At 68.5% G+C, this 12,110-nt stretch carries 10 protein-coding genes; 6 read left to right on the top strand and 4 right to left on the bottom strand.

Translation table 11 applies throughout. The features are described from left to right. Nucleotides 1-162 precede the first annotated feature (162 nt). The 3 genes from B0E53_RS26105 (at nt 163) to B0E53_RS26095 (ending at nt 6,565) form a co-directional block, all read left to right on the top strand. Entirely contained in the window at nt 163-2,292 is a 2,130-nt protein-coding gene (locus tag B0E53_RS26105) for a BTAD domain-containing putative transcriptional regulator (protein ID WP_107078465.1), read from the top strand. A gap of 287 nt (nt 2,293-2,579) precedes the next feature. Beyond that, the gene (locus B0E53_RS26100) at nt 2,580-5,609 is read left to right on the top strand and encodes a BTAD domain-containing putative transcriptional regulator (protein ID WP_107078464.1); all 3,030 of its coding nucleotides are present in this window, start codon (nt 2,580-2,582) and stop codon (nt 5,607-5,609) included. Then, nucleotides 5,606-6,565, top strand: coding sequence for a DUF2637 domain-containing protein (locus B0E53_RS26095; protein ID WP_107078463.1), 960 nt, complete (start codon nt 5,606-5,608; stop codon nt 6,563-6,565). The genes B0E53_RS26100 and B0E53_RS26095 overlap by 4 nt, the downstream gene beginning before the upstream one ends. A gap of 198 nt (nt 6,566-6,763) precedes the next feature. Here the strand turns inward: B0E53_RS26095 and B0E53_RS39675 are convergent, their stop codons facing one another. The 4 genes from B0E53_RS39675 to B0E53_RS26080 form a co-directional block, all read right to left on the bottom strand. Next, the gene (locus B0E53_RS39675; protein WP_246835594.1) at nt 6,764-7,279 is read right to left on the bottom strand and encodes a transposase; all 516 of its coding nucleotides are present in this window, start codon (nt 7,277-7,279) and stop codon (nt 6,764-6,766) included. Nucleotides 7,280-7,341: 62 nt separating this feature from the next. After that, nucleotides 7,342-7,929 (bottom strand): IS110 family transposase, encoded by a 588-nt coding sequence (locus B0E53_RS39670; protein ID WP_246835593.1) that lies wholly within the window; start codon nt 7,927-7,929, stop codon nt 7,342-7,344. A 315-nt stretch (nt 7,930-8,244) separates the two neighbouring features. After that, on the bottom strand, nt 8,245-9,342 hold the full coding sequence (locus B0E53_RS26085) for an ImmA/IrrE family metallo-endopeptidase (protein ID WP_107078462.1): 1,098 nt from the start codon (nt 9,340-9,342) through the stop codon (nt 8,245-8,247). Further along, nucleotides 9,339-9,644 (bottom strand): hypothetical protein, encoded by a 306-nt coding sequence (locus tag B0E53_RS26080; RefSeq protein ID WP_146167767.1) that lies wholly within the window; start codon nt 9,642-9,644, stop codon nt 9,339-9,341. Before B0E53_RS26080 ends, B0E53_RS26085 begins: the two co-directional genes overlap by 4 nt. Nucleotides 9,645-9,837: 193 nt before the next feature. Between B0E53_RS26080 and B0E53_RS26075 the strand changes: the two genes are divergently transcribed. From B0E53_RS26075 to B0E53_RS37105, 3 genes are read left to right on the top strand one after another with little or no spacing between them, the layout of a single operon-like run. Continuing rightward, nucleotides 9,838-10,113, top strand: coding sequence for a multiubiquitin domain-containing protein (locus B0E53_RS26075; RefSeq protein WP_107078460.1), 276 nt, complete (start codon nt 9,838-9,840; stop codon nt 10,111-10,113). Then, on the top strand, nt 10,088-11,341 hold the full coding sequence (locus tag B0E53_RS26070) for a ThiF family adenylyltransferase (RefSeq protein WP_107078459.1): 1,254 nt from the start codon (nt 10,088-10,090) through the stop codon (nt 11,339-11,341). Before B0E53_RS26075 ends, B0E53_RS26070 begins: the two co-directional genes overlap by 26 nt. Continuing rightward, nucleotides 11,338-11,742: a DUF6527 family protein gene (locus B0E53_RS37105; protein ID WP_146167766.1), complete on the top strand. Its 405-nt coding sequence runs from the start codon at nt 11,338-11,340 to the stop codon at nt 11,740-11,742. Before B0E53_RS26070 ends, B0E53_RS37105 begins: the two co-directional genes overlap by 4 nt. Nucleotides 11,743-12,110 lie beyond the last annotated feature (368 nt).

The raw sequence follows: 12,110 nt of genomic DNA, 5'->3' as shown, positions 1-12,110 counted from the left end.
CATCTACGCCATCGCCGTGGCGCTGTGGTGGGTCCGCCAGGTGTGGACCCGGATCGTGCGCCCCGACCGGCAGCCGGCCGCCGCCCCATGAGCCCTTCCGACAGCAGGGCGCGGACGGTCGCCGCCGGCCAGGGCAGGAACGCCGGGCGGAGGTGATCGAGCATGCGATGGCCGCGACAGGTGGCGTCACTGCTGTTCCTCACGCTGCTGCTGGCGGGTCCGCCTCTGCTCTTGGTGAAGATCGTCGGCTGGCCGGTGCACGGCTGGCCGACCATGCGGCAAATCCAGCTGTGGGTGGCGCAGCCACTGACCGAGCAAACCCTGACCACCGCGCTGGGCCTGTTCGCCTGGCTGGTCTGGGTGTTCCTCGCCTACACGGTCACCGTCAGAGCCCTGAAGCGGATGCGGGCCGGCGCCCGCTGGCTGCGTCGCATGCCGCTACCCACGCCCCTGCAGGCCACGGCCACCGGCATGGCCGGAGCCGCCGCCTTCGGTGTCGGCGCCAACACCACCATCGCGCCGCCAGATCATCCCCTCGCCGTGGCCGCCGGAACACTCGACGACCCCGGCGGCAACAAGCCCGCCGCCACTAGCGACGACACCCGTGACGACGGGGTGGTGGTGGCGGGCAGTTGGCTGCCCCACCAGGTCGCCGAACAGGTCGCCGCAGCCGCCGCGTTGGTGTGGCTGCGCCGCCGCCGCACCTACGTTGCCCGCCCACACGGCTCACCCGGCCGCGACGAGCAGGACCTTGCCCCCTTGCCCGCCACCGTCGCCGCCATCCAAGCCGCGCTCGCCGCCGATCAGACCCGCCCGCCTCCGCCGGCCGGCGCGGCCCCGGCCGGCACCGGCGATGCCCGGAAACCGCTGCCGGGGCCGGTCGCGGGCCTCCCGCCGGGCGGGGCCGGTCTCGTCGGCGACGGTGCCCTCGCCGCAGGCAGGGGACTACTGGTTGCCGCGCTGCTGGCGAGGCTGCGACAGCCCTCGGGCGCGGCGCCGGTCGTCGTCACCCGCACCGCCCTGACCATGCTCCTGGGCTCCGCCGCCGGCCTGATCCGCCAGGATCTCCCGAGCCTTCGCGTGGCGGCCACCGTCGACGACGCCACAAGCTTCCTGACGTCCCTGACCGATGAGCAGCCTTCGCCGGCCCCCGAGCAGGCCGACCGACACGACACCAGGGCAGCGCTCGGCGGCACCGCACCGGCGGTTCTGATCCTCGATGTCCCACCGCCTGCAGACCGGCTGGATGGCGTACTTGCGACCGGCGCCGTCACCGTGGTCGTCCTGGGCGCCTGGCCCGCCGCCGTTACCTGGCACGTAGACGCGACAGGCCACACCCACGACCCACGCCAGGCGACGCAGGCGCGGCCGCGGCTGTGCGTGCTGGACCCCGTCGCCACCACCGACCTGCTCGCCGTGATCGGCCACACCCACCCGGCGCCGCTCAACACGCATGCCCAGCACCCAACCGAGAACGATGTCGCCCTACCTCGCCCGCGAGTGCCACACCAAAGCACCGGCGACGAGAGGCCACCTCGCATTCGTGGCACCGCCGCTACACCATCCCGGCGGCTGCAGCTGCGTGTCCTCGGCGAGCCGGCAATACTCCTCGACGGTGTGCCGCTGACCATCCGGCGCAGCGCCGCCCTGCAGGCCCTCGTCTTCCTCGCCATCCACCGCGACGGGGCCAGCCGCCGGCAGCTGGTGGAAGCCATCTGGCCGGGCCTGCCCGCCCACAAGCTCACCGGCCGGCTCTACACGACGCTCAGCGACCTGCGCGGCACCCTTCGCTCCGCAAGCGGATCGCCCGTCATCGACCACGCCGACGACCGCTACCGACTCAACCCCACATACCTGGACACGGACCTGTGGCGCTTGCAGAACGCCGCGCGGCACGCCGCCACCGAGGTCACCGACCGCGCCACTGCCTGGCAAGCTGTCATCGACGCCTACACCGGTGACCTCGCCGCCGGGTACACCTGGCCCTGGCTCGAGCCGCCGCGCGAAGCCACCCGCCGGCACGCCATCGACGCCTACACGGCCCTGGCCGCTCTCCAATCCGACCCGCGCCGTGCCCTGACCCTGCTGCAAGGTGGCATCCGCGTCGACCCCTACAACGAAGACCTGCACCTGCGCGCGATGAAAGCCCTCGCGGCCCTCGGCGACCAGCAAGCGGTCAGCGAGCTGCGCGACAGCTACACCCGCCGCCTCGCCGCAGCCGGACTCGAGCCGGGCGACTACTTCCGCAACACGGCCGCCCACCTCCGCAACGCCTACCTCTCCGGGCGATAGCGCCACCCCTACTGCCCCCGGTTCACCACCGCCGGGACCGGGAAGGCGCCGCCGACAAACGCCTCTCCCGGTGACCCGCAAGCCTCTGACCTGCGGGTGTGAGGTCCTGTAAGGCTGTGTGAGGTCTTGTCAGCCCGCACGGCAGCCTCCAGGACCTTGTGCGGCCATACGGTCGATCCGCCAGCACCCGCACTCGATCCTTCCACCGCCCGCCAGCTTTCCCGCGTCACGGCCACCCGTCGACGCCCGAGTTCTGTGAGGCGGCCCCGAACAGGCAGGAGGCAGCGATGAAAAGCAGAACGGCTTCTGCCGCCACCACGACGGCGACCCTGCTTCTGCTCGCAGCTGTCCCGGCGACGCTCATCCACCTCGGCGCCGGGCCGACCCCTGATGTGCCATCGACCGACACGCTGCGAGAGTGGATCCGGCAGCCGCTGACCGGCCGGTTCCTCGCCGGCCTCGCGCAGGCCGGCGCATGGCTGATCTGGGCGCTGCTCGCCGCCGCGGTCCTCATCCGCGTCTACACGCGGGTCACCCGCACGCTGCGGTGGCTGCCGACGCTGCACCTGCCGGGACCGCTGCAGGGCCTGACCGCCGCGGTGCTGGGCGCCACCGCCGTCACCGCCAGCACGGCCGGCGTCCCCGCCCACGCCGCGCAGACCGGGACCGGCGTCGCCACCACCGAGCAGGAGACGGTGCACGCCACCCCGGCAGAGTCGCTCAACACCCGTCCCGCTCACACGGCAGCCGGCCGGCCGGCTGCCACCTCCGCTCCAGCACAGCACAGCAGGTACACCGTGCGGCGGGGGGACACCCTGTCAGAGATCGCCGACAGGTGCCTCGGCGACCCGCAACGCTGGCCGGAAATCTTCTCACTCAACCGCGGCACCCACTTCGCCGGCATCGGTGGGACCCTGCGCGACCCGGACCTGATCTACCCCGGCTGGACCCTCGACCTACCCACCACCGCGCCGCCCGCCGAGCAACCCCGGCCGCCGACGCCACCACGTGCCGTCAACCCGTCGCAACCCGACGGCTCCGAGACGCAAACGCCGTCCTCGGCTGCCACCACACCGGACAGCACTCCGCCGCGCACCCCGGCACCGCCCGTGTCGGCATCCGCCAGTCCCGTCGAGAGCACCACCGCCACCGAGACGGCGAGCACCAACCCAGAGGGCTCCATAACCTCTGGTCACCGACGGCGGGGGGTGTCGCTGCCCAGCGGAAGCTGGGTGGACATCGGCCTCGCCTCGGCAATCGCCTCCGCGGTGGCCCTGGTGTGGGCCCACCGCCGACGCCGCTACGTCCCCCGCCCACCCACCGCAGAGCCGCGCGGCACCGACCCCGACCTGGCACCCATGCCGCTCGTGGTGAACCAGATCCGGCGCGGACTGCGCCGCGCGGCAACCCACCACACCCGCGCGATCCGCCATGACGGCCGCGACGAGCTCGACAACGACCCCAACGAGGAGACCAGCTTCGCGCCACCCGACGACGACCCGCAGGCGGGTGCTTTGGATACCGACAACCCTGACGTCGCAGACGACCGCGCCCGGAGCGGATCGGACCTCCTGCTGGCGGCGCAGCCGCAGGCGTTGCCAGCGCTGTGGCCGGCCGCCGGGCTGGGCCTGACCGGGCCGGGAGCGCACGCCGCCGCCCGCGGATTCCTGACCGCAGCCCTAGCCGCCGGCGGTCCGGAGCACCCCGACGACCGCAGCAAGGTGGTCATGCCGTCGGCGACCGCGACGGCACTGCTCGGCGCCGCCGCAGTCAACCTGCCCCATTCACCCCGGCTGACCGTCACCGCCGACCTCGACGACGCCCTGGAGATCCTGGAAGCGCAGATGATGCACCGCGCCCGGCTCGTCAACCGGCACGACGTCGACACCGTCGCGGGCCTGCGTGCCACCGATCCCTACGAAGAACCCCTCCCACCGATCGTGCTGCTCGCCGGCCCCACCGCCCGACATCACCGTGCCCGCATTGGCGCGCTGCTCATCCAGGGCCAACGCCTCGACATCCACGGCGTGCTGCTCGGCGAATGGCCTGACGGCACCAGGATCAACGTCGCCGAGGACGGCACCACCACTTTCGACAACGATGACCCCGACAACTCCCACCCCGCAGAGCTGGATCGCCTCACCGTCATCAACCCCACCGAGACCGCCGACCTTCTCACCACCCTCGCCGAGTCCCACACCGGCCAGCTTCCCACAGAACCAGCGCCCGCCCCCGCGCACGTCGCGCCGGCCCAGCGGACCGACCCGCCCAACCCTGTCGTCGACGGACAGCAGGCAGGGCCACGGAGACCGGCCGACACACCGGAGGATCCAGATCACGGCAGCGCGGAGGACGTTCCCCAGACCCATGACACGGCAGCAACTTCCGCCGCCCACACCTCCAAGCAGCCGGCACCTTTGGCAGCCGAGGACAGACCCGGCCCCGTCTCCAAAAACACCGGCGGACCCTCCGCCTGCGAACTCGACAGGGCGACGGCCAACCCCAACCCGACCGACGAAAAAACGGCCGCAGACACCCACGGCCCGGTCCAGGTGACCGTGCTCGGCGCGCCCCGCATCACCAACGGCGATCCCCACAGAAAACTGCGTGCCAAATCCCTCGAACTGCTGGTCTATCTCGCGGTCCGCGATGGCAACGCGTCAACGGAGGCCATCCTGGACGACCTGCTGCCTGACGCCCCCGCCCGCAAGGCCGTGCACCGGCTGCACACCTACGTCTCCGACCTCCGCGGCGTCCTGCGCCACACCGGCGGACCCGGCACCTACCTCACCCACCCACACCACCGCTACCAACTCCACCCCGAACGCTTCGACATCGACCTGTGGCGCATGCGCGCCGCGATCCGCGCCGCCGACACCGCCACCGCCACCCCTGAACGCATCACCGCCCTGCGCTGCGCCGTCGACACCTACCGCCACCCCCTGGCCGAGGGCAGCGAATACGAATGGCTCGAGCCATACCGCGAGCAGGTGCGCCAGGAAGCCCTGGACGCCGCCACCGCCCTCATCGAGGAACTCACCGACCAGCCAGCCGAGCAACTCACGGTCCTCGACATGGCGATCAACCACCACCCCTACGCCGAAGGGCTCTACCAGGCCGCCATGCGGGCCCGAGCGCAGCTCGGCGACCTCGACGCCGTGCACGCCCTTCGCCGCACCCTGACCCGCCGGCTCGCCGAGATCGACGCCGAACCCCGCGACGACACCCTCGCCCTGGCCGACCAACTCATCACCGAACTGCGCTGGACCAGCCGAGACCCCAGCAACCAGCGTCGATCCGACGGAGCGCCCCAATGAGCGCTTCGCCGGCCACAACGCCCGTCGACGACTCCCTGGCGCTCGCTGACGCGAGCCCGCACCTGCGACGCCTCCGTTGGGCGGTGCGCGCCACGCTCACCCTCGGCGTGGCCGCATCGGTGGCAGCGAACGTCCTGCACGCCCGACCGAACCCGATCAGCCAAATCATCGCCGCGTGGCCGCCGCTGGCCCTCCTGCTCACCGTCGAGCTGATCTCCCGCGTCCCGCACCACCGCCGCTCCCTCGGCATGATCCGGATCGCCGCGACCGCCGTCATCGCAGCCATCGCCACATGGGTGAGCTACTGGCACCTCGTCGGGGTCGCCGCACGATACGGCGAGACGGAAGCCGGTGCCGCCTACCTGCTGCCCATCTCCGTCGACGGGCTCGTCATGGTCGCCAGCATCAGCCTCGTCGAGATCACCGGCCGGATCCGGGCCGCCACACCCGGCCCGCGACCAATACCGTCCGCCTCGACAGAACCCGGCCCACCCACTGCGCCACCGATCACCACCGTCCCCTCGACCGCGCCCCACGATCCCGACGCCGGGAGGGAAACCAGGGGGGCATCCGCTGATCGCCGCACCCTCACTGCAGGCACTTCCTTGCCCAACCCGGCCTACGCCTCACGCGCGCGCACTCGCTTGCCTAAGAGTGAGTCTCAAGGCGAGGAGGCGGACACCGCAGCACCCTTGCCGCTGCGGCGCGCCGGCCACGAGGAGGTGCCGTCGCCGGGCGATTGCGACGCGGCACCGCCACCGAACGCCGCAGGCGAGTCGTCGGGCGACGACGTACCCTCGGAAACCCCTGCCGCAGTCGCCTACTGGTACCAGCGCGAGCCCGACCTGCACCCTGCGGAGATCGCCGCCCGGATCGGCCGATCCGAGCGCACCGTACGCCGACACTGGCCACCGCCCGCGCACAACATCGCGCCCCACACTAACGGCCGTCCGTAGCCCGGGCCCCAGCACAGCGACCCAGAGGTCGGCTGACCACCACGGTGATGAGTCGGAGCGGGCCGACGGGGGCCTCTCGGCCCCAGCCACCGCACTGATGGCCCCCACCTGCCTGCACTCGGCGGAGATCCGCATGACTCCGCCACCATCACTTGGATAGTTGGCTAGCCACGCGCCCGGATTTGGCTCCCCTCTGTGTCAAGACACCGCCGGGAGGAGAGTTCTATCCTGGGTCTCGGCGGGTCCGGGAAGTGACTTCTCCGAAGAGCCGGCTGGGGGATGAGAGTCGGTCACGCTGGAGTCAGTAGTCGTTCCCCGGTGTCCTCCCGGGGCCGCCGCCGTGGCTACCGCGTCGCTGATCATGCACCGGTAGACGATGTCGGACAGGCGCCGTTTAAGGGCGCGCATCGCTTCCATCGATGTCTTGCCGCCGGCTTTCTTCCGGTCGAAGGAGGCGCGGCCTTCGGTGGGGTTGCGTAGCTGAACGGTGGCCATGATGTGCAGTACCCGGTTGATCTGCCGGTTGCCGGCGCGGGAGAGCCGGTGTCGTACCTGTTCGCCGGAGGAGGCGTCGATGGGGGCGGTGCCGTCCCAGGAGGCGAAGTAGGCCCGGTTGGGGAAGCGGGTGATGTCGCCGACCTCGACCAACAGGCGGGCGGCGCCGGAGGGTCCGATGCCGTGCAGGTCCATCAACGTGGTGCCGGTGGAGGCCACCAGTTCCTTCAGTTCCTTGTCGGCGGCCTTCGAGCGTTGGTAGACCCGTTCGAGGTCACTGATCAGCTCCGCCGTCGGGCCTTGCCGACCGCGTCACGAGGCCGGACCGTGGCCAGCAGTGCTTTGGCCTGGGCGGCGGACAGGCTCTTCTTCGCGCCACCCGGAATGAGCTCCAGCAAGAGTTGGTGCAGCTGGGAGATCATCCGGGTGTGGTCTTCGCCGAGGGAACGGCGGCGGTCGACGAGGATCCGTAGCAAGGCGAGCTGCTCATCGTTGACGACTGGGCGCAGTCCGGTCATCCGGGTGCCGACCAGCGCGATGGAGTGGGCGTCGGTGGCGTCGGTCTTGCGGCCCTGGCCGGTGGCGAACACCCGCGCCCTGGCGGACAGCTTCGGCGGGACGTCCACGACCTGCTCACCATCGGCCAGCAGCCGGTTGGCGATGTGCCGGCCGATGCCCTGGCAGCCCTCGATCGCCCAGACCCGGTTCGGCCACCGGCTGGCGTACTTCCTCATCGCCGTGTAGCCGTTGCGGTCGGTGTCGAACCGGCCGCCGCCAACGATGGTCTCGTCGCCGGCCATGACCTCGATCGTGGCGGAGCGCTTGTGCGGGTCCATGCCGATGACCACGCGATCCGACGTGACACTCAACGCGTCCTCCGATGCTCGATCCACCTGGGTTGTCGAGCCGGGAGGGCAACGCTACTTCGAGCCGAACAAACCCCTCTTGAGCCTCTCCCCGCCCTGGGGCGACGCCCGGGCCGCGCAGGCCAAATGAGAGCCACACGACCAGCGTGGGCAGCCGAAATGAGAGCGACAGCCCGGGCGCCTCGACCGAAGCCTGGCCGGGCCACGGTCGCAGGTCAATGAAACAAGTAGCCGATAAGCGCGCAAAGGGGGCACCACGCCAGAACGACGGTGAATTGCCAGCGCCGTCAGCCGACTCCAGCGTGGATCGCGCACTCTTTACTTCCACGCCTCAAGGGCCTCGATAACATTTGGAGCGTTCTTAGTAAAGGTCGTGCGCCAGTCGAGACGTTTGCGGTGTTGAAGGTGGCCGATGACGACGATGCGTGCGACACCAAGATTGGCGGCAGTCTCGTCGACCCACGAACCGCTAATGCGCACTGGAATGCTAGGAAATCCATTCGGGAAAACGCACCCCGCTGCCATAGCATTTGCGTCCGCCTCATAGGTTGATTCATTTTCTCGCCTGTCGAGGTCCTCGGCGATGATGCGCTCGGCGTCCACATGCTCAAGGAGAATGTGTGCGATTTCGTGAAGGAGGGTGAAGAGGACCTTGTCGAGCCGCTTTCCTCTCCCCGAGAGGCCGATGACGGGAAAGTCATCGACGTACATGGCGCAGCCATCGATCTTCCCGCCAGGAAGCATCTCGACGTAGACTAGCCTTACCCCGACTTCCGCGAACCGCTTGGGCAAGTCGGAGAAATCATTGGACGTCCTTAGGGTCCGGGACAAAGAGCGGGCAAGGCCCTCCAGCCCGTTCGCCGAGTACGTCTTCACAGGAGGCAGTTCACGGGCTGCCTTGCGGACGCATGCGACCCAGGCTCGCTGAAGGATGCTGATTTCTTCACCATGGTTTCCGCGCTTCGCAGCTGCGGCGAATGCTGGTTCTGCCTCCATGGATCTGAGCTCAAACAGTTCCATGACCTCGGCCTCGAGTTCGTCGAGGCTATTGCTGGTGAGCAGGTTGCGTTTCCGAAGTAACTGGATCGGGGCTTTGCTGTTGAGCAGCGCCCGTCGGCGCACTTCTTCCAGCTTTCCCTGGGTGGCCTTGTTTTTGGCCTGTTCGGCAAGTAGGTACTGGTCCTGCAACTTCAGCCAGTACTCAGCCGACTGGCCGAGAGCGGCACCAATCTGTGCCGCCGACTCCCTGGTGATCTCCTTTTTGCCAGTGATGATCTCGGACACGAACTGGGTGGGTCGGTCGAGGACAGCGGCAAAGTCGGCCTGAGACCAGCCTCTGGCATCCAACTCGTCACCAAGGAGTTCGCCCACCGGAATCTGGTGCGTTGGCAGCGGGTCGTGTTCAGCGTTGCTCATTTGGCTTCCATCTGTGGAGTCAAGAGTTCGAAGACGACAGTGCCGTGGCTATCGGAGTTCTTGAACGTGAGTTCGATTACGCGGCCAGAGCTCAACGTCGCCCGCGCCTTGCCCGGCAAGCCGTCGTCAGGCTTGATCCGCAACACGCGCATGTTCCGAAGGTCGGTGTCGACGTACGCCGCTCGTGCGCATTGAACGAGCCGATGGAAATCTGCGGTCTCACGGGCGCCCCAGCCTGCGGGTCGGAAGCCGGGCTCGGCGGCAAGGCGACGCAGAGTCTCATCCAGGTACTCCCGTTCCACGCTTCCATTCTCCATCACCCATTGGCTGATGACCTGCAACCCACCCGTGGACGCTACAGGCCGCCCCATCGGGCCGGGTGCCGCGCCCGACACGCCCACGTTCCTGCCCCCCTTCCATCACCCCTAGGGTGATCGGCTGTATGCTACCTTGCGACAAGATCCCCTCGGGGGTCGTGACGATGGGAGAACTGCCATGTCTGCACCGCTCGCAGAGCATTCGGACAAGAAGGACAAGGGGGTCGAGGTGGTGATCAACGGGACCGCCGTCAGCCTCGACCACGACACCGTGACCTACGGGGAGCTGGGACAGCTGGCCTTCCCGGGCCACGACCCGCAGGCGATGTTCACGGTTACGTACCGGCACGCAGCCACCCCGCACGGCGGGAGCGGGACCCTCGTCGCCGGCGAGTCCGTGAAGGTCAAGAAGAAGGGGACGACGTTCAATGTCCGGCTCACGACTCGTTCGTAGCAGCCAGGACCTGGCCCGCCTCATGCAGGAGGGCTACGCAGTCCGCATCGTCAACGGGTTCCTCGTCGTCAACGACATCCCGTTCGTGGACGAGGCCGCTCAGGTGCAGTGGGGTTCCTTCCTCTGCCCGCTGGACCTGAGCGGCGACACCACCGCGCCGCCGAGCACCCACGTGATGTGCTTCGTCGGAGGGGTACCTCGCGACAAGAACGGCCGACCGATCGACGGCCTGGTCAACGACGGCGTCGAGCGCTGGTCCGCGAGCCCGGATCTGACCGCGACCTGCGGCTTCTCCCAGAAGAAGCCGGACGGCAACTACACGGACTTCTACGAGAAAGTCACGTACTACGCAGCGATGGTTGCCGGACCCGCGCAGGCCGTCGACCCGGGCGCAACGCCCTTCACATTCAAGCCGGTTGAGACGGACGAGGACGACGGGGTGTTCGTCTACGTCGACACCTACTCGAGCCGGGCTGGAATCACCGAACTCAACGCGCTCTTGGCGGTGAAGAAGGTCGTCATCATTGGCCTCGGCGGCACGGGCTCCTACCTGCTCGACCTGCTAGCTAAGACCCCTGCCGTGACGCTGCACCTGTACGACGGCGACTTCCTCCGCAGTCACAACGCGTTCCGGGCACCCGGCGCCGCAAGCATCGACGACCTGCGGGCGCCGATGAAGAAGGTTGATTACTACGAGCGCATGTACTCCGCTATGCGCCGCGGCATCAAACCGCATCCGGTCAACGTCACCGCCGAGAACGTCAACGAGATACTCGACGCCAACTTCGTGTTCCTGGCCATGGACACCGGGCCGGACAAGGAGGCCATTATCAAGGCTCTAACCGCCCACGGTGTCCCTTTCATCGACACCGGCGTCGGCCTCAGCAGGGACGGCAACGGCGTCAACGGTCAGATCCGGATCACCACCTCCACGCCCGCCCGGACAGACCACATAGAGCGCGACGGACTCATCTCCTACTTCGCCGGCGACCACGCCGACTACGACACGAACCTTCAGGTCGCCGAACTCAACGCGCTCACCGCAAACCTCGCTGTCCTGCGGTACAAGAAGCTTCTCCGCTTTTACGCCGACACCGAGGACGAGCGGCACACCGTCTACGCGTTGGACTCGAACGACCTCCACAACCGGTACGGCACATCCGAGGCCAACGCCGAAGACGACTCCTGCGAGCAGCCGCTTGCGTCCGAGGCGGACGACGCTGCATGAGATGCAAAAAGCTGACGACGGTATTCACCGAATACATCCCGGCTGAACTTGAACCGGAAACGCTGTATATCTCGATGACGTTCGAAACCGCAGTCCACCTCTGTGCCTGCGGATGCCAAACGAAGGTCGTCACTCCATTCGGTCCCCACGACTGGGTGCTGACCTTCGATGGAACCGTGAGCATGCGGCCGTCCGTCGGGAACGGCCAGCAATCCTGTAGATCGCACTACTACATCCGCAACAACGGCATCGACTGGCTGCCCCCGCTCTCGACCAGCGCCACCCGTGCTGCTAGCGCACGAGATCGGGCCGCACACATCCAGGCAGGCAACGTGCCGCTTTCGAAACCATGGTGGCGGCGAACGTGGCTTCGCATACGCCGGATCACCAGATCAGGTTGACAAATCGGGGCGATCCGAGTCGCCTCCCGTACCGAGTCCTACCCTCGTTAGAGGAGGCGACGGCACAGACAAGCGCCTCTGCCGCCGCCAATCCTGTGTTGATCAAGATGCCTGGGCGCGACCGCGTCGCAGGTCGCTCCTGGCGCGTGCCGATGCCGCCGATCCCGCGATGTGTAGCAAGATCGGGTGCACGGGCGTCAGGTGTAGCGGCTGTGCCGATTTGCGGCAACCTGGTCTGGGTACAGCGGGTACCCGTTGCGGCTCAGCATTTGGTGCACGACGTCGAGGCAAAGGTCAGGTATCGGTGTCTTCAGGAGTTGAGGTCGGTCAGGGGGTGCCGGGCTGGGGCCAGCCGTTGAGCACGGACG

Source organism: Micromonospora sp. MH33, from assembly GCF_003013775.1.
GTDB lineage: Bacteria > Actinomycetota > Actinomycetes > Mycobacteriales > Micromonosporaceae > Micromonospora > Micromonospora fulviviridis.
Note: the sequence above shows the minus strand (reverse complement) of the source record. Positions and strands in the feature narration are given on the sequence as shown.

Coding starts and splice junctions, on each gene's coding strand:
- B0E53_RS26070 (WP_107078459.1), top strand. CDS start 10,088: ATGTCCGGCTCACGACTCGTTCGTAGCAGCCAGGACCTGGCCCGCCTC.
- B0E53_RS26105 (WP_107078465.1), top strand. CDS start 163: ATGCGATGGCCGCGACAGGTGGCGTCACTGCTGTTCCTCACGCTGCTG.
- B0E53_RS26075 (WP_107078460.1), top strand. CDS start 9,838: ATGTCTGCACCGCTCGCAGAGCATTCGGACAAGAAGGACAAGGGGGTC.
- B0E53_RS26100 (WP_107078464.1), top strand. CDS start 2,580: ATGAAAAGCAGAACGGCTTCTGCCGCCACCACGACGGCGACCCTGCTT.
- B0E53_RS26085 (WP_107078462.1), bottom strand. CDS start 9,342: ATGAGCAACGCTGAACACGACCCGCTGCCAACGCACCAGATTCCGGTG.
- B0E53_RS37105 (WP_146167766.1), top strand. CDS start 11,338: ATGAGATGCAAAAAGCTGACGACGGTATTCACCGAATACATCCCGGCT.
- B0E53_RS26095 (WP_107078463.1), top strand. CDS start 5,606: ATGAGCGCTTCGCCGGCCACAACGCCCGTCGACGACTCCCTGGCGCTC.